Origin of the sequence: Aliivibrio sp. S4MY1, from assembly GCF_028765545.1 — a bacterium.
Taxonomy (GTDB): domain Bacteria; phylum Pseudomonadota; class Gammaproteobacteria; order Enterobacterales; family Vibrionaceae; genus Aliivibrio.
Genome location: NZ_JARACP010000010.1, coordinates 102,597 through 120,132, shown reverse-complemented (window position 1 = coordinate 120,132; position 17,536 = coordinate 102,597). Strand labels below are relative to the sequence as shown.

The window sequence follows — 17,536 nt, the reverse complement described above, 5'->3', positions numbered from 1 at the left end:
CTTTTCATTATGATGCCATTATTTCAATGATTTCATGGTCAATATTCGGCATGCCTGTTGTTATCATTCTACCTATGTTTTTAATGGTTTTTTCTACATCTTCTGCGATAACACCTTGCTTCGTTACACAATGGTCATTTAAAGCAAGAAGAGATGATTTCATGGCTGATTGAGCACTACTTCCTACTTTCATTGCACACGTTGATTTCGCTCCATCACAGATCATTCCACTCGTATCACTAATAGTATTCTGAATCGCAGAGCAAGATTGTTCGAATGTCCCACCAGCTAAATAAACCATCGCCATAGCGGCGGCAGCCGAGGTTACAGCGTTGCCACAAAATGCTGATAGTGGTGGGTAATGAGATTTGATATAAATAGCCCCAAGGTGACTCATAATAAATGCTCTCGCTAACGTCTCTTCATCGGCGTTATAAAAGTCAGCCATTTTAACGACAGGAATTGTTGCTGCTATACCTTGATTACCGCTGCCATAATTAGACATTGCCGGTAAGGTAGCACCGCCCATTCGAGCATCAGATGCAGCAGAGGTGTAAATTAAAATATCACTGTCTAAGCTTTTTGAAAGCAGGCCATTATCTATGTTCTTTTGATAAGTTCGACCGACTTCTAAGCCGTATGGATTATCCAATCCTTCTTGAGCGAGTGCAATATTGAGGTCTTTGGCTTCAAGAATAAATTTAATGTCATCAAACTCAGCCTGAGTAGCAAAGTTATAAATCGATGATATTGTGATATCTACGCCATCACAAATAGAAGCAGTAGAGGCTTTTGGTAATAAAGAATCAAGGGAAAAAATGATATTACCATTTAGGCGTTTTTCAACAATTAGCGTATGACCTCCGCTGATCGTTACTTCTGCACGCTGTTGTGAACTTTTAACGATAACGCGACAATAGATAAATTCATCTGTGGTTTCTCGTTTTACTTGAACGTGTCCTGCATCAATCAGCTGCTGAGCTTCATTGAGTTGAGATTCGTTTAATTTTGCTAGTACTTCCAACCCGGCTTCTGGATCTCCGCCAGTAGCTCCTGTAGCTGCAGCAATGGCAAGGCCAACTCTACCTGTTCTTGGAACAAAAACACCCATACTATTTTTATACAAATTATCAGAGACAAAAACATCAATAGTTTCTGGTTTTTCTCCAAGCATCTGCGTTGCTACGCTTGTAGCATAGGCTGCACAAATAGGTTCAGTACATCCAAGAGCTGGTTTCACAACATTTTTTAAAATAGTGATGTATTGCTTCCAGGTAGAGTTCATTTTGTTCACCTTTATCTAATTATTATTTTTGATGTGCAATTGCTTCTACTTCAACAAGTACACCAAGTGGAAGATCTTTTACAGCAAAGCACGATCGTGCAGGGCAGTCTGTATGGAAAACCGTTTTATATACTTCATTAAATGCAGCAAAATCAGTGATGTTAGCAAGGTAGCAGGTCGTTTTTAAAACCGTATTAACATCCCCATTTGCTGCTTCAATTACTGAAATTAAGTTTTTAAGAGACATTTCAGATTGAGCAGTAATTCCACCTTCAACAACTGAGCCTGTTGACCCATCAACAGGTAATTGACCCGATGTAAAAATAAGCCCATTAAATGCGGTGCCGTGAGAATAAGGGCCGATTGCTTCTGGTGCTGATTTTGCCACGATAATTTGCTTCATATGTCCTGTCCTTTTTTGCAACTATTGTTGATTTTAAGTTTTAACTGTAATTATGCAAAAATAATTGCATTTAATTTGTGTGAGTTAAATTTATGCTTATTCTCAAGGGAATGCAATTACTTTGTAGTAAGTTTTTGTTTGTTTTACGAACTGAGATCTCGCTATCATTTCAAATAAAATTGCATTGTTATTTTTAAATTAGAGAGTAAATTCTTCAAAAGTTGCAAGTTGGCGGCGGTTTGTCGCTTTAAAATTATAAAAATAGTGATCCCTACAAAGATGGAGTTTTATATGAACACAGCTACATTAGCAGGACTTGGTCGTGATCAAAGTAATATGACTGATTCTGAATGGAAAAAAGCCACTAAATTTGACAGCACTGATATTGGTTGGATAGTGATTAGTATTGGTATGGCTATTGGTGCGGGTATTGTTTTTCTACCTGTTCAAGTAGGAATTATGGGGCTTTGGGTTTTCCTTTTATCTTCAATTATTGGCTATCCAGCCATGTATTTGTTTCAAAAACTTTTTATTAATACTCTTGCAGAAGCAAAAACATGTACGGATTACCCTGGTGTCATTACTGGTTATTTAGGTAAGAATTGGGGAGTGGCTTTAGGTGTTCTTTATTTTATTATGTTGGTTATCTGGGTATTAGTTTACTCATTAGCAGTAACTAATGACAGTTCTTCATATTTGCATTCTTTTGGTGTAACGGAAGGGCATTTAAATGACAATGTTTTTTATGGTTTAGGTTTAATTTGTGTTCTTGCATTTATTGGTTCTAAAGGTGAAAAACTGCTATTTAAATTATCTGGTTTTATGGCGGTCACGGTTTTATCTTTAGTTGCTGTAATGGGGCTGCTATTGGTTTCTCGTTGGGATTTTTCTAATATTCCAGCAATGGGATCGTTTGGTCCAATGTTAAAAGATGCGATTATTACGCTTCCATTTACCTTAACGTCTATTCTTTTTATTCAATCTCTGAGCCCTATGGTTATCTCATACCGTTCACGTGAGAAATCAATCGAAGTTGCGCGTTATAAATCACTAAGAGCGATGAATATTGCTTTTGCTATCTTATTCGTTGTTGTGTTCTTTTTTGCAGTGTCATTTACCTTTGCAATAAGCCAAGAGCAAGCGACAGAGGCAATGAATAAAAACATCTCTGCATTAGCGATTATTGCTCATTACTTCCCAGGAAGTTGGGCAACGGTTACCGGTATTGTGATTAATATTTTTGCTGTCGTAACTTCATTCTTTGGTGTGTTTATGGCATTCCAAGAAGCATGTCGTGGTATTGCAATGAACTTATTGTTAAGACGTATGGATGAGTCTGCAATTAATAAAGAGGTAGTTAATAAACTAATAACGGTGTTTATTATTTTACTTGCGTGGTCTGCTGTTGCGTTAAATGCGCCTATTTTATCATTTACTTCGATTTGTAGTCCTGTATTTGGTTTGGTAGGTTGTTTAATCCCTGCATATCTAGTTCATAAAGTACCAACACTTCATAAGTACAAAGGTTTATCAACTAATCTAATTATTGTGACGGGTATACTTCTTTGTATCTCTCCAGTGTTAGCGTTTATCTAATTATAGAAAATTAATATATAAACATAAAAAATCCCAGAGAAGGAGAACCTACTCTGGGATTTTGCTATTTATGCTTTTGCTTATCTTAAATCAGTATTATTTATTTAAATAAGCAGCATGAAACTCTAGATGTTCATCGATAAACGTCGAAATAAAGAAGTAGCTGTGATCGTAGCCAGGCTGCATTCTTACTTCTACATCGGCACCCGATTGCTCAGCTGAAGAAAGTAAGCATTCAGGCTTTAATTGTTCTTCTAAGAAGCCATCAGCTTCACCTTGGTCAACTAAAATTGGTAACTTAGAGCCTTTTTTCAGTAGCTCAGAGCTATCGTACTCTTTCCAAGTCTCTTTATTATCACCAAGATATAGACCTAATGCTTTTTGACCCCAAGGGCAGTTAATTGGGCTAGATATAGGGCTAAATGCAGAGATAGACTGATATGCGTCTTGATTTTTTAACCCAATAGAAATTGCACCGTGGCCACCCATGCTATGACCAGAAATTGATTTTTTATCTGATACAGGGAAGTGCTCTTCGATTAACGATGGTAGTTCTTTTGTCACATAGTCATACATATGATAATGACGATTCCACGGCGCTTGAGTTGCATTTAAGTAGAACCCTGCACCTAGGCCAAAATCGTATGCGCCTTCTGCATCATCAGCAACGTCTTCACCACGAGGGCTTGTATCCATAGCAACAATCGCAATGCCTAATTCAGCCGCTTTTTTGAATGCGCCCGCTTTTTGCATGAAGTTTTCATCAGTACAAGTTAAGCCTGATAACCAGTATAAAACAGGAACAGGATTTGTCTCAGAAGCGTTTGCAGGTAGAAAAATAGCAAAGCGCATATCGCAGTTTAGAGATGATGAAGTATGTGTGTATTGTTTGTGCCAACCACCCGCAACTTTTGCTTGGCTGATATTTTCGATTGTCATGATGAGCCCTTTTATATTTTGATTCATATCAGCGAGATCACTGTATTGAATAGAAATCTACTGGTTGATTTTGAAGTGCTTTAAAATAAAGAATTACACATTCAGTAAGCTTATCTATACATTGCGCCACCCACGCAGATAAGCATGTTGTCTTTATATAAAGCACTTGGAGATCAAAAGTAGAGAAGGGGGCTAGAGTATCTAACCCCTTACTTTTACTTACTTATCCATATGTAGAACAGTACGGATAGATTTACCTTCGTGCATTAGATCGAACGCTGCGTTTACATCTGCAAGCCCCATAGTGTGAGTGATGAAGTCATCAAGAGCGAACTCACCTTGCATGTAACGGTCAACGATACCTGGAAGTTCAGTACGACCTTTAACGCCACCGAATGCAGAGCCACGCCATACACGACCAGTCACAAGTTGGAATGGACGAGTTGAGATCTCTTGGCCAGCACCAGCAACACCGATGATGATTGATTCCCCCCAACCTTTATGACAACACTCAAGTGCAGCACGCATAACGTTTACGTTACCGATACACTCAAAAGAGTAATCAACGCCGCCGTCAGTCATTTCAACAATCACTTCTTGAATTGGCTTATCGAAGTTTGTTGGGTTGATGCAATCAGTCGCGCCTAATTTTTTAGCCAGTTCGTATTTGCTTTCGTTCAAGTCAACACCGATGATGCGGCTTGCCCCTGCCATTTTTGCGCCAATGATAGCTGAAAGACCAATACCGCCAAGACCGAATACAGCAACTGTGTCGCCTTTTTCAACTTTAGCTGTGTTAAGTACTGCGCCCATACCAGTCGTTACGCCACAACCTAGAAGACAAACTTCTTCAAGTGGTGCTTCTTTAGAAACCTTCGCTAATGAAATCTCAGGAAGAACTGTGAATTCAGAGAACGTAGAGCAACCCATGTAATGGAAGATAGTTTCGCCATTAATAGAGAAACGGCTAGTGCCATCAGGCATAAGACCTTGGCCTTGAGTTTCACGAACAGCCTGACAAAGGTTAGTTTTGCCAGATTTACAGAATTTACACTCACCACATTCCGCAGTGTAAAGAGGGATAACGTGGTCGCCAACTTCAACGCTTGTCACGCCTTCGCCGATCATCTCAACAATACCGCCACCTTCGTGACCTAAGATAGATGGGAAGATACCTTCTGGATCATCACCAGATAGAGTGAATAAGTCAGTGTGGCATACGCCAGTAGCAACGATGCGAACTAAAACTTCGCCCGCTTTAGGAAGTTGAACATCCACTTCTTCCATTTTAAGAGGTTCGCCAGCAGCCCAAGCTACCATTGCTTTAGATTTGATGTGTGTTTGATCAGGTTTAATATCAAGAGCCATTGGATTTTCCTTATTAATATATTCGGATGAGCAGTCAACTAAAGCGTAGTTGAGTTTTGTATTTCTGCTCTCTCGTTTTGATGTGGCTAGTATAGGTGTTTCAGAAGAATTGATAATCCCTCTAAACTGAAAATGATTTTTACGTAATTGTAATAATACTTAGGCTTTTAGCTGTTCATGAGGTCTTTATGATTAGAAAGGTAAGTAATAAAGGGAGGTATGCGTTAATATCGAATAAAAAATGTGAAGCATAAAAAAGCCCGCTAGATGTTATCTAACGGGCTTTTAATGAAATTTATGCAGAGTAGGGTGCTTGAGATAATAACTGTTTTTCAGATGATTGATTTTGCTTCTTCTGCCATTTATCAATAACTAAAGCGGCAATCATATCTCCCTCAACGTTGACCGCGGTACGGAAAGTATCAAGTGGACGTTCAATGATTAACAGGATCGCGATAGCTTCTAATGGGATCCCAGCAGCTAAAAGCACCAGTTGCATGCCTGACATAGATCCTGAAGGCATTCCGGGTGCACCAACAGAGGAAACCATAGCCATAATGAAAATCATGATTAATCCTGAGGTTGTTAAATCAACCCCAAAAAGTTGAGCTAAGAATATAGCAGCTACTCCTTCGAATAATGCGGTTCCGTCCATATTCATTACCGCACCAAGGGGTAACACCATACTGCTTGTACTTTGTGATACCCCAAGTTTATCTTGGGCACTTTGCATTGCTAATGGCAAGGTGGCTGAGCTAGAAGAGGTAGCAAAAGCCATCGCCATAGGTGCAGAGATCGCTTTAAATAAGGTTGTATATTTAATACCTGTTGCTACTTTTGCAATCGTTGGTAAAACAATAGCGCCATGAATTAAAGTCAAAACAAAAACCAATAGAGCAAACAGAGCTAATTGTTCAAATAAAGATTCTCCACCACGAATAGTAAAATCAAAAACAATCGCAAATACCGCCAATGGAGATAATTTAATTATCCAACCCACTATCGTATTAATGCTTTTATTTAAACCACTGAGTACCTCAAAAATAGGGTGTTTTTCTGGTAATGATGAGAGTAAAGCTAGCCCTAACATAAATGAAAACACAACGATAGCGAGCAAATTACCATTCGTTAATGCTGCAACAGGATTAACAAAAGCCATATTAAGTAGTTTTCCAGCAATGGCAGCGCCGCCAGCAGACTCTTCACTAATAAGCTGAACATTATCACCAACAGGTGCAAACTCAGTCAGAGGTTGCCATGCGGGTAATAATAATGATGCACCTAAACCGAGAGAAATAGCCAATAGAGTAGTAAAGCTATAGAACAGTAGGGTATTTCGACCGACTTTCTTTAGACGAGTGATAGAACCTATGCTAGTGATTCCTTGCAGTAAAGATAACATTACAACTAAACCAACCACCATTTTTAGCAAGCCAATATAAGTGACTTTTCCTAGCATTACTAATTGATACCAAGTAGTTTGGGTTACATCAGTTGTTGGAGAAATAAATAGCGCAAAAAACCATGCAAGTAATGCAGCCAGTAGCAATTGCAAAGGTAAAGATTGACGAAGTTTGGTCAACATAATAGTAGTTTCCAGTGATTTGGATAGGGGCTTTTATACGTTTATTGAAGGATTTTTCCTTTAATAAACATATGCATCTTTAAAAAATAAAGCCCGTTTGAAATGAATCTAACGGGCTTTACGTTTAGTTAATGATGGTTAAATTTTAAATGTTAGAGCTTATTTATCCATATGTAGAACAGTACGGATAGATTTACCTTCGTGCATTAGGTCGAACGCAGCATTTACATCAGCAAGCCCCATGGTGTGAGTGATGAAGTCATCAAGAGCGAATTCACCCTGCATGTAGCGGTCAACGATACCTGGAAGTTCAGTACGGCCTTTAACGCCACCGAATGCAGAGCCACGCCATACACGACCAGTCACAAGTTGGAACGGACGAGTTGAGATCTCTTGGCCAGCACCAGCAACACCGATGATAATTGATTCACCCCAACCTTTGTGACAACACTCAAGAGCCGAACGCATAACGTTAACGTTACCGATACACTCAAAAGAGTAATCAACGCCGCCGTCAGTCATTTCAACAATCACTTCTTGAATTGGCTTGTCGTAGTTCATTGGGTTGATGCAATCAGTCGCGCCTAATTTTTTAGCCAGTTCGTATTTGCTTTCATTTAAGTCAACACCGATGATGCGGCTTGCACCCGCCATTTTTGCGCCGATGATAGCTGAAAGACCGATACCACCTAGGCCGAATACAGCAACTGTGTCGCCTTTTTCAACTTTAGCCGTGTTAAGAACCGCACCCATACCTGTAGTTACGCCACAACCTAGAAGACAAACTTCTTCAAGTGGTGCTTCTTTAGATACTTTCGCTAATGAAATCTCAGGAAGAACTGTGAATTCAGAGAACGTAGAGCAACCCATGTAATGGAAGATAGTTTCACCGTTAATAGAGAAACGACTAGTGCCATCAGGCATAAGGCCTTGGCCTTGAGTTTCACGAACAGCCTGACAAAGGTTAGTTTTGCCAGATTTACAGAATTTACACTCACCACATTCCGCAGTGTAAAGAGGGATAACGTGGTCGCCAACTTCAACGCTTGTCACGCCTTCACCAATCATCTCAACAATACCACCACCTTCGTGACCTAAGATAGATGGGAAGATACCTTCTGGATCATCACCAGATAGAGTAAATAAATCAGTGTGACAAACACCAGTTGCAACGATACGAACTAAAACTTCACCCGCTTTAGGAAGTTGAACGTCCACTTCTTCCATTTTAAGAGGTTCGCCAGCAGCCCAAGCTACCATTGCTTTAGATTTGATGTGTGTTTGATCAGGTTTAATATCAAGAGCCATTGGGTTTTCCTTTATTGGGATAATTTAATCTACGACATAAATAGCAGTTTCATTTTAAGCGTAGTGCTATTTTTTGTTTGTGCTCGTCGTCTTGTTGGGTGCCATTATAAGTATTTCTCATCATTTGATAATACGGTAGAATGGTAAATAATCTTTACGTATACGTAATAATACTAATGAGGAAAACGTTGTGATTGATTGGGAAGGGGTAACTGAATTTGTTGCAGTTGCCGAAGCGCAAAGCTTTACAGGAGCAGCCCGAGCTCTTGATACATCAGTAGCTCAAATTAGTCGTAAAGTTGCGGCGTTAGAAGATCGTTTATCAATTAAGTTATTAATCAGAACAACTAGAAAAGTATCTGTAACTGAAGCTGGGCAAACCTATTATCAGCATTGTCGTCATTTAGTTGAAGGGTTAAAGCAAGCAGATAGAGCGATCACAGAGCTTAACGCAACACCTCAAGGCCGTTTAAAGATCACGTCATCAGTAACTTATGGTGAGCAGCTAATTGCGCCACTGCTTAGTGACTTCATGCTGATGTATCCACAGCTTGAACTGGAATTAATATTATCAAACCAAACGTTAGATCTCGTTGAGCAAGATTTTGACCTAGCGATTCGATTAGGCCGACTAACAGATTCAACCATGATGGCAAAGCGTCTATCTAGTAGACAAGTTCGAGTGTGTGCTTCTCCTGGTTATATTGAAAAATATGGTGAGCCTCATACCTTATCTGAGTTATCGCAACACAATTGCTTAGTGGGTAGCTTACCTATTTGGCGTTTTATCGAAAATAAAAAAGAAAAAAGCGTAAGAGTAAAAGGGTCTGTTCACTGTAATAGCGGGGCTGCTTTAACGAATGCGGCATTAAAAGGGTTAGGCATCGTTCAACTGCCTGATTTTTATGTTCAAGAGTCGATGGATAAAGGTGAGCTTGTAGAGATACTAGTACCTTATCGTGAACCAAAAGAAGGGATTTGGGCTGTGTATCCAAATAACCGCCACCTTTCCACTAAGGTACGTTTATTGGTTGAGTTCCTAGCGAAAGAATTAGCTGAGTAAGTATGACGGTTGAAATAGAAACTAAAGACACACACCGCTATATGCAACGAGCTATGGAGCTGGCGGCCATTGCTGAAAGCGAAGGAGAGGTTCCTGTTGGCGCGGTCATCGTTTTAAATGATGAGATTATTGGCGAAGGGTGGAATCGCTCTATTGGCACTCATGATGCAACGGCTCATGCTGAGATGATGGCAATTAAGCAAGCAGGACAGAAAGTAGAAAACTACCGACTTATTGATGCCACCTTATACGTTACTCTTGAACCTTGCCCTATGTGTGCAGGGGCTGTTGTTCATAGCAGAATTAAAAAAGTTATTTTTGGTGCTTCTGACATGAAGACAGGGGCGTCAGGTAGTGTGATTAATCTATTTACTTCTGCAACTGCATTTCATTTTGTTGAGTGTGAGTCGGGAGTGATGGAGGAAGAGTGTAGGGCGCAGCTACAAGCTTTTTTTAAACGCAGACGTAAAGAGAAAAAAGAAGAGCGTAAATTACAGCGGGAAGCTGAATTGAAAAATCAGATGATGGATTAATCGAGAAGACAAAGAAAATATAGTAGAAAAGGCAAATTGAATTATCGCAATTTGCCTTTTTACTGCGTGCTAATACAAAACTTTCGACTAAAGATTAGCGGCAAGAGAATGCTTCGCCTTCATCAAATAGAGACATTGCATAAGTACGTTGACGATGAAGTACTTTCTTATGGTTATTTAACAGCTTACGTCGACGTTGAGTGCTGCCTTTTAGTGAAGTATTTGGTTTAAGTTTTCTTCTATTAGAGAGCATGGGCTCCCCCTTAATTTAACGTATAAAAATTAAAGTACGTTTAATACCAATTCCAGTAATAAATAGATCATCTAATTAATTATATTGATATAACTTTAATGGGCATATTTTTTAGGTCAAGTTAACTCAGCGTATATGTTAATTGTTACCGTAACATGAACATGCCATTTAATAAGTTTTTAATAATTTTCATTACTAGCAAATAGAGACTTATTTGCTAGATGTAGCATTACTAATCGTCGCAGCTTCAGAAGAAAGTGGGACATCAATTACGGTCAAATCTTCAACCGTAATTTCTTCTTGGGTTAATTTATTTGCTTGCTCTTGCTCGTAGCCGATAATGCTTTGGTAATAGCGACGAATGTTCTCTACATAATTCTGAGCTTCATCACCACGAGCAAAACCATAGCGAAGGTACTTGTAATAACGCTTTTGACGCAATAGTGGCAGGTTATCTTTAACATCTGTCCAAGAGTCAGGATCGCCACCTAAACGTTGAGTTAGACGTCTTGCATCCATCATATGTCCAAAGCCTATGTTGTATGAAGCAAGTGCAAACCAAATCTTCTCATGTTCAGTAATTGAGTCAGGAACTCGCTTAACTATTCGACGTAAATATTCAGCGCCACCACGAATACTCTGTTCTGGGTTTAAACGGTTCTTAACACCAACAGATTGGGCCGTTGGTAGCGTTAACATCATCATGCCACGAACACCTGTAGGTGATTTTGCAAGAGGATTCCAATGAGATTCTTGGTAAGAAAGAGCAGCAAGGAAGCGCCAATCAAAGTCACCTGCGTATTTTTTAAATAGTGGTTCCCATTTTGGCAACTTACTTTCTAGTGCACGAATAAAAGCACGAGTATCAACATAATCAAACGATTCAACATGGCCAAAGTATTTTTCTTCAAGAAGCGCAAGTTTGCCACTCTCTTTTAGTTCACCAAAGAACTCAATCAGTAGGGCTTGTAAGCTGTCATCTTCTGTTTGTTGTATAAACCATGCAACGGGTTGATCTTCCGTTAATTCAAAAGCGACAGCCAATTCAGGATGAATACGTTGTGTCAGTGATAATTCAACAGAATCAGCGATCGTGTAGTGTATTTCGCCAGTCGCTACTTTTTTTAGTAACTCGCTAACATCAGTATCTGCTTCAGTATGCCACTCTAATTTCGGGTGCTTTTCTTTAAGCTTTGTTACCCTACCCTCAAAACTTGAATCTTTAACAATGGTGATATTTTCATCAAGTTGAGTTAGGTTTTTGATATTACGAGGGCGCCAGCTGCCTTTTTTATATACCACTTGTTGGCTGACATAGTAGTAGACAGGTCCCGGACGAAACTTTTGTAAGCGTTCAGGGGTAATTGTCATATTGGCCGCGATAATGTCGACTTCATTACGCTCTAACGCAGGAAACAAGCCTGAATAAGTATATGCAGGGGTGATCTCGAGTTTGACTTCTAGTTTTTCAGCAAAGGCTTTTGCCAGATCGTAATCTAGTCCAGTAGGGCCATTAGAACCAATGTAATAAGAAAGTTGGTTGTTTAACGTACTGACTCGTAAAACACCACGTTCCCTGATTTGCTCTAACTTTGTTTTTGGTTCTGATTCTACCTGGCATCCTGTAAGGGCGAAAACCAGTGTAGAAATGACAAGGCAAGATTTTAGAAGACGATGATATGGGATGTGGCTCAAGTCAGAATGCTCTTTTAAATAAGTAAGGCGTAGTTATATCAAATGGCATATCAAGAGGCAAAAGCATGGTAACAAATTACAACAATTATTAGAGATTGAGACAGTTTATTTTTAGTTGTGCCTGTTTTTTGCGCAATAATTTTAAATTCAAAGGTCATTTACACTTTTTTTTAAAAAAATACGCAAACGGTTGCTTTTGGTGTTACTTCACAAAACAAAATCCTTTATAATGCGCTCGCAATACCAGAGGTAACATCGGCATAGTCACTATGAGTTATGAATAATTAATCGAGTTAACTATTTTTAACTGCATGAAACTATTCCAATATTACCTTTAATTCATTGCCAAAGAGACCTAAGTACATGAGAATTTTGCGTGGTTCACCTGCTCTATCTGAATTTCGTGTTAACAAGCTACTTGAGCTTTGTCGCGAGCTAAATTTACCTGTTACTGGTATTTATGCTGAGTTTGCACACTTTGCTGATCTAACGGCGGACTTAGATGCGTCTGAAGTTGAGAAGCTAGAAAAATTACTGACTTACGGTCCAACGATTGAGGAGCATGAACCTGAAGGTTTATTGCTACTTACCACCCCTCGTCCAGGTACTATCTCGCCTTGGTCTTCAAAATCTACTGATATTGCGCATAACTGTGGCCTAGCTACAATCGCACGTTTAGAGCGCGGTACTGCTTTTTATATAGAAACGTCTGAAACGCTTTCTGAGCTTCAATTGGTTGAACTAAAAGCCATTCTTCATGATCGCATGATGGAAGTGGTATTTACCGATTTTGAATCAGCGTCTGCATTGTTTGCAGTGGCAGAACCTGCGCCATATGCAGAAGTTGATCTATTAACCGGTGGCCGTAAAGCGCTTGAAGACGCAAACGTTACCCTAGGTCTTGCTTTGGCAGAAGATGAGATTGATTACTTACTTGAAAGCTTTACTGAAAAGCTAGGTCGTAATCCAACAGATATCGAATTAATGATGTTTGCACAAGCGAACTCTGAGCATTGTCGTCACAAGATCTTTAACGCGGATTGGACTATCGATGGCGTTAAGCAAGAAAAATCATTGTTTAAAATGATTAAGAACACCTTTGAAGTGACCCCTGACCACGTATTGTCGGCTTATAAAGATAACGCCGCGGTAATGACAGGTTCTGAAGTCGGTCGTTTCTTCCCAGATCCAGAAACTCGCCAATACAGCTACCATCAAGAGAAAACACACATCTTGATGAAAGTTGAAACGCACAACCACCCAACCGCAATCTCTCCATGGCCGGGCGCATCAACAGGTTCAGGCGGTGAAATCCGTGATGAAGGCGCAACAGGTATTGGTGGTAAGCCAAAAGCCGGTCTTGTTGCTTTCTCTGTCTCTAACCTTAAGATCCCGAACTTCGTTCAACCTTGGGAAACTGATTTTGGTAAGCCAAGCCGTATCGTTACTGCTTTGGATATCATGCTTGAAGGTCCTCTGGGTGGTGCAGCATTCAACAACGAATTTGGTCGTCCAAACCTATTAGGCTACTTCCGCACTTACGAAGAGAAAGTAAATTCTCACGCTGGTGTTGAAGTGCGTGGTTACCACAAGCCAATCATGCTAGCTGGTGGTCTTGGTAATATCCGTGACGAGCATGTTCAGAAAAAAGAGATCCCAGTCGGTGCAAGCCTAATTGTTCTTGGTGGTCCAGCGATGAACATCGGCCTTGGTGGCGGTGCCGCTTCTTCAATGGCATCAGGCCAATCAGCAGAAGATCTCGATTTCGCTTCAGTACAACGTGAAAACCCAGAGATGGAGCGTCGTTGTCAGGAAGTTATCGACCGTTGTTGGCAGTTAGGCGATGCGAACCCAATCGCATTCATCCACGATGTGGGTGCGGGCGGTATCTCAAATGCACTTCCTGAGTTAGTAGACGATGGCGAGCGTGGTGGCATCTTTAACCTACGTGACGTACCAAACGATGAACCAGGTATGAGCCCACTTGAGATCTGGTGTAACGAATCTCAAGAGCGTTACGTGATGGCCGTTGCAGATAAAGACATGGCAACATTCGACGCGATTTGTAAGCGTGAGCGTGCACCATACGCCGTGGTTGGTAAAGCAACAGAAGAGCGTGAACTTAAACTTGAAGATTCACACTTCGACAACACGCCAATCGACATGCCAATGGACATCCTATTAGGTAAAACACCTAAGATGCACCGTGACGCGACAACGCTAAAAGTGAATAACCCTGCGATTGATCGTTCTGGTATTGAAATGAACGAAGCGGTTGACCGTGTTCTTCGCCTACCAACAGTCGCTGAGAAAACCTTCCTTATCACTATCGGTGACCGCTCGGTAACAGGCCTTGTGGCTCGCGACCAAATGGTTGGTCCATGGCAGGTTCCGGTTGCAAACTGCGCAGTAACAGCGGCAAGTTACGACTCTTACCACGGTGAAGCAATGTCTCTTGGTGAGCGTACGCCAGTGGCACTACTAGACTTCGGCGCATCGGCTCGTCTAGCGGTTGGTGAAGCAATCACAAACATCGCTGCGACAAACATTGGTGATATCAAGTATATTAAACTGTCGGCGAACTGGATGTCTCCAGCAGGTCACCCTGGTGAAGATGCTGGTCTTTACGAAGCAGTTAAAGCGGTAGGTGAAGAGCTATGTCCAGCACTGGGTCTAACTATCCCTGTAGGTAAAGACTCAATGTCGATGAAGACTCAGTGGGAAGAGAACGGCGAGCACAAAGAAGTAACGTCTCCGCTATCTCTTGTTATCACTGCATTTGCTCGTGTTGAAGATATTCGTAAGACGATTACGCCTCAGCTTCGCACTGACAAAGGTAATACAAGCCTAGTTCTTATCGACCTAGGTAACGGCAAAAACCGTCTAGGAGCAACAGCTCTAGCGCAAGTTTACAAGCAGCTTGGTGACAAGCCAGCAGACGTAGACAATGCAGCACAGCTAAAAGGTTTCTACGAAGGCATTCAAGCACTTGTTGCTAACGACCAAGTTGTGGCTTACCACGATAAAGGCGACGGTGGTTTATTCGTAACGCTAGCAGAAATGGCATTCGCAGGTCACTGTGGTGTTAACGCAAACATTGAAGCGTTAGGTGAAGACACACTAGCAGCACTATTTAATGAAGAGTTGGGTGCGGTAATCCAAGTTCGAAACGATGATCTAGATGCTGTTCTTTCTACACTTGCTGCAAACGGTCTAGAAGCGTGTTCACACGTCATTGGTTCTGTTGAAGACTCTAACGAACTAGTGATTAAGTCTGGCGAGTCTATAGTGATTGAACGTAACCGTACTGAACTACGTACTATCTGGGCTGAGACAACGCACAAGATGCAAGGTCTACGTGATAACCCAGTATGTGCTGATCAAGAACACGAAGCGAAGAAAGACAACTCAGACCCAGGTCTAAACGTAAAGCTTAGCTTCGACGTAAATGAAGATATCGCTGCACCGTTCATCAACGCTCCTATGATAAATAAGGGCGCTAAACCTAAGATGGCAATTCTACGTGAGCAGGGTGTTAACTCTCACGTTGAAATGGCAGCAGCATTTGACCGCGCAGGCTTTGAAGCAACTGATATTCACATGAGCGACATCCTAACGGGTCAAGCTGTACTAGAAGAGTACAACGGTCTTGTGGCTTGTGGTGGTTTCTCTTACGGTGACGTACTGGGCGCTGGTGAAGGTTGGGCTAAATCGGTTCTGTTTAACGACTCTACGCGTGATCAATTTGAAAACTTCTTCAAGCGTGAAGATACCTTCTCTCTAGGTGTGTGTAACGGTTGTCAGATGTTGTCTAACCTGCGTGAACTTATCCCTGGAGCTGAATACTGGCCACGTTTCGTTCGCAATGAATCTGAGCGTTTTGAAGCGCGTTTCAGCCTCGTTGAAGTTCAGAAGTCTGATTCTGTATTCTTCAATGGCATGGAAGGTTCTCGTATGCCAATCGCAGTTTCTCACGGTGAAGGCCGAGTAGAAGTGCGTGACAACGATCACCTAAGCGCGATTGAAAACTCAGGTACAGTTGCTCTACGTTACGTTGATAACAATGGTAATCAAACGCAACAATACCCGAATAACCCGAACGGTTCGCCAAACGCTATCACTGGTTTAACAACGACAGATGGCCGTGTGACTATCATGATGCCTCACCCAGAGCGTGTATTCCGTACGGTTGCTAACTCTTGGTCTCCAGAAGGTTGGGGCGAGAATGGCGCTTGGATGCGTATGTTCCAAAATGCACGTAAGAATGTGGGTTAATTGAGCAATAAAGAATAGAGTCTTAATCCTTATAATCAGTTAGTTATCACGATTTTTATTAAAAATGTGATTAAAATCTGAAAAATAAATAAGCACTCTGTTCTATAATAAATAAAAGAGTTGGGTAAAGACGGCTTTTTTAAATAAAACCGCTGAAGTTTAGGCTTCAGCGGTTTTTTTGTTAGAATAGCTTTTTACTTTATCTGTTGAGACAAACAATGAAAAATTCGCACGTAACGATTGGCTTGAGTAATCCTAAAAGCCCGACAAATGTTGGTGCAGTAATGCGTGCAGCGGGCTGCTATCAAGTTGATGATGTTCGCTATACTGGTGAGCGATATGATCGTGCCGCTAAGTTTCAAACGGATACTAAAAAAGTGGCTAATAAAATTCCATTAACGAGCGTAAATTGCTTATTGGATGATTTACCAGAAGAAATGAAGGTAGTTTGTGTAGAATTAGCTGAAGGGGCAACCTCGCTTCCTGAGTTTGTACATCCAGAAAAAGCAATTTATGTATTTGGCCCTGAAGATGGTTCGATTACACAACAAGTTGCTGATCGCGCCGATCATGTGGTTTATGTTCCAACCGTTGGATGTATGAATCTAGCTGCTACAGTTAATGTGCTGCTATACGACCGATTAGCAAAATCAGTGGATATTGTTAAAGGGGATGAGTTAATCCGCAGTAGTCGCGATAATCGCAATCATTTGGTCGTAAAAAAATAAGACTTACTTCTCTTTTAAAGTACTTATAGATTGACATCTTTTTGATGCATTTTTGGCTAGATGTGTTCTAATAGCGGGCATTAAAGGGAATGCAGATATTAACCTGCAGTTATAGATGGATTTTCTAATAATGATCTATCCCTTAACTATCGAATTCTAGGAAATGAAAATGGCAAAATTTGATTACCGTATTGTAGAAAAACGTAACGCTTGGGCTGCTGAAATTACGCGCCAAGTAACTTCTCGCAGAACGGTTGTATCTAAGCGTCAGCTTGGTTTTGAATCTGAAGCAGAAGCAGTTGAATGGGCAGAGAAAGAGCTTGTTGAATTTGCTAAAACGCAAGCGGTGCGTAATGATCGTAAAGCGGAACAACGTAGCGAAAAAGAAGAAATGATCGCACGTAAGAGAGAAAAAGCAGCGGCACAAAAAGCTGAATATGAAGCAGCTCGTGATGCAGAAGAAGACGAATACGACTTCGACGAAGAGTAATTTGTCATCACAGTA

Annotated in this window: 14 protein-coding genes; 6 read left to right on the top strand and 8 right to left on the bottom strand. The window is 40.8% G+C overall.

Going from position 1 to position 17,536, the window contains the following annotated elements:
* Nucleotides 1-7: 7 nt before the first annotated feature.
* Together PVK71_RS12830 and PVK71_RS12825 are read right to left on the bottom strand one after the other, a co-directional pair.
* Nucleotides 8-1,285 carry an L-cysteine desulfidase family protein gene (locus tag PVK71_RS12830; RefSeq protein WP_274419193.1) on the bottom strand — a complete coding sequence of 426 codons (1,278 nt, stop codon included), beginning with the start codon at nt 1,283-1,285 and terminating at the stop codon, nt 8-10.
* Nucleotides 1,286-1,307: 22 nt separating this feature from the next.
* Nucleotides 1,308-1,688 (bottom strand): Rid family detoxifying hydrolase, encoded by a 381-nt coding sequence (locus PVK71_RS12825; protein ID WP_274419194.1) that lies wholly within the window; start codon nt 1,686-1,688, stop codon nt 1,308-1,310.
* Nucleotides 1,689-1,979: 291 nt separating this feature from the next.
* Here PVK71_RS12825 and PVK71_RS12820 point away from each other — a divergent pair, with 291 nt between their 5' ends.
* A complete protein-coding gene (locus PVK71_RS12820) occupies nt 1,980-3,284 on the top strand; it encodes a hypothetical protein (protein ID WP_274419195.1) in 1,305 nt (434 codons plus the stop codon).
* Nucleotides 3,285-3,380: 96 nt separating this feature from the next.
* On the opposite strand, the gene fghA is transcribed toward PVK71_RS12820, so the two are convergent.
* The 4 genes from fghA to PVK71_RS12800 all read right to left on the bottom strand — a co-directional run bounded on the left by fghA (nt 3,381) and on the right by PVK71_RS12800 (nt 8,484).
* A complete protein-coding gene (gene fghA / locus PVK71_RS12815) occupies nt 3,381-4,223 on the bottom strand; it encodes an S-formylglutathione hydrolase (RefSeq protein WP_274419196.1) in 843 nt (280 codons plus the stop codon).
* Nucleotides 4,224-4,442: 219 nt separating this feature from the next.
* A complete protein-coding gene (locus tag PVK71_RS12810) occupies nt 4,443-5,591 on the bottom strand; it encodes an S-(hydroxymethyl)glutathione dehydrogenase/class III alcohol dehydrogenase (protein WP_274419197.1) in 1,149 nt (382 codons plus the stop codon).
* A 295-nt stretch (nt 5,592-5,886) separates the two neighbouring features.
* Nucleotides 5,887-7,176 (bottom strand): dicarboxylate/amino acid:cation symporter, encoded by a 1,290-nt coding sequence (locus tag PVK71_RS12805; protein WP_274419198.1) that lies wholly within the window; start codon nt 7,174-7,176, stop codon nt 5,887-5,889.
* Nucleotides 7,177-7,335: 159 nt separating this feature from the next.
* Complete coding sequence (locus PVK71_RS12800; protein ID WP_274419199.1) at nt 7,336-8,484, bottom strand: S-(hydroxymethyl)glutathione dehydrogenase/class III alcohol dehydrogenase; 1,149 nt, start codon at nt 8,482-8,484, stop codon at nt 7,336-7,338.
* A gap of 190 nt (nt 8,485-8,674) precedes the next feature.
* Between PVK71_RS12800 and PVK71_RS12795 the strand changes: the two genes are divergently transcribed.
* Both PVK71_RS12795 and tadA read left to right on the top strand, forming a co-directional pair.
* A complete protein-coding gene (locus tag PVK71_RS12795; RefSeq protein WP_274419200.1) occupies nt 8,675-9,547 on the top strand; it encodes a LysR substrate-binding domain-containing protein in 873 nt (290 codons plus the stop codon).
* Between the two features lie 2 nt (nt 9,548-9,549).
* On the top strand, nt 9,550-10,080 hold the full coding sequence (gene tadA / locus PVK71_RS12790) for a tRNA adenosine(34) deaminase TadA (protein WP_274419201.1): 531 nt from the start codon (nt 9,550-9,552) through the stop codon (nt 10,078-10,080).
* Between the two features lie 94 nt (nt 10,081-10,174).
* On the opposite strand, the gene PVK71_RS12785 is transcribed toward tadA, so the two are convergent.
* Together PVK71_RS12785 and mltF are read right to left on the bottom strand one after the other, a co-directional pair.
* Nucleotides 10,175-10,333 (bottom strand): hypothetical protein, encoded by a 159-nt coding sequence (locus PVK71_RS12785; protein WP_274419202.1) that lies wholly within the window; start codon nt 10,331-10,333, stop codon nt 10,175-10,177.
* A 210-nt stretch (nt 10,334-10,543) separates the two neighbouring features.
* Complete coding sequence (gene mltF, locus PVK71_RS12780; protein WP_274419203.1) at nt 10,544-12,028, bottom strand: membrane-bound lytic murein transglycosylase MltF; 1,485 nt, start codon at nt 12,026-12,028, stop codon at nt 10,544-10,546.
* A gap of 363 nt (nt 12,029-12,391) precedes the next feature.
* On the opposite strand from mltF, the gene purL reads away from it, so the two are divergent.
* From purL to PVK71_RS12765, 3 genes are all read left to right on the top strand, one after another.
* Nucleotides 12,392-16,303, top strand: a complete 3,912-nt coding sequence (purL, locus tag PVK71_RS12775; protein WP_274419204.1) for a phosphoribosylformylglycinamidine synthase — start codon at nt 12,392-12,394, stop codon at nt 16,301-16,303.
* Between the two features lie 218 nt (nt 16,304-16,521).
* On the top strand, nt 16,522-17,031 hold the full coding sequence (locus tag PVK71_RS12770) for an RNA methyltransferase (protein WP_274419205.1): 510 nt from the start codon (nt 16,522-16,524) through the stop codon (nt 17,029-17,031).
* A 169-nt stretch (nt 17,032-17,200) separates the two neighbouring features.
* A complete protein-coding gene (locus PVK71_RS12765; RefSeq protein ID WP_274419206.1) occupies nt 17,201-17,521 on the top strand; it encodes a DUF3622 domain-containing protein in 321 nt (106 codons plus the stop codon).
* Nucleotides 17,522-17,536 lie beyond the last annotated feature (15 nt).

Coding starts and splice junctions, on each gene's coding strand:
- PVK71_RS12830 (WP_274419193.1), bottom strand. CDS start 1,285: ATGAACTCTACCTGGAAGCAATACATCACTATTTTAAAAAATGTTGTG.
- PVK71_RS12825 (WP_274419194.1), bottom strand. CDS start 1,688: ATGAAGCAAATTATCGTGGCAAAATCAGCACCAGAAGCAATCGGCCCT.
- PVK71_RS12820 (WP_274419195.1), top strand. CDS start 1,980: ATGAACACAGCTACATTAGCAGGACTTGGTCGTGATCAAAGTAATATG.
- fghA (WP_274419196.1), bottom strand. CDS start 4,223: ATGACAATCGAAAATATCAGCCAAGCAAAAGTTGCGGGTGGTTGGCAC.
- PVK71_RS12810 (WP_274419197.1), bottom strand. CDS start 5,591: ATGGCTCTTGATATTAAACCTGATCAAACACACATCAAATCTAAAGCA.
- PVK71_RS12805 (WP_274419198.1), bottom strand. CDS start 7,176: ATGTTGACCAAACTTCGTCAATCTTTACCTTTGCAATTGCTACTGGCT.
- PVK71_RS12800 (WP_274419199.1), bottom strand. CDS start 8,484: ATGGCTCTTGATATTAAACCTGATCAAACACACATCAAATCTAAAGCA.
- tadA (WP_274419201.1), top strand. CDS start 9,550: ATGACGGTTGAAATAGAAACTAAAGACACACACCGCTATATGCAACGA.
- PVK71_RS12785 (WP_274419202.1), bottom strand. CDS start 10,333: ATGCTCTCTAATAGAAGAAAACTTAAACCAAATACTTCACTAAAAGGC.
- purL (WP_274419204.1), top strand. CDS start 12,392: ATGAGAATTTTGCGTGGTTCACCTGCTCTATCTGAATTTCGTGTTAAC.
- PVK71_RS12770 (WP_274419205.1), top strand. CDS start 16,522: ATGAAAAATTCGCACGTAACGATTGGCTTGAGTAATCCTAAAAGCCCG.
- PVK71_RS12765 (WP_274419206.1), top strand. CDS start 17,201: ATGGCAAAATTTGATTACCGTATTGTAGAAAAACGTAACGCTTGGGCT.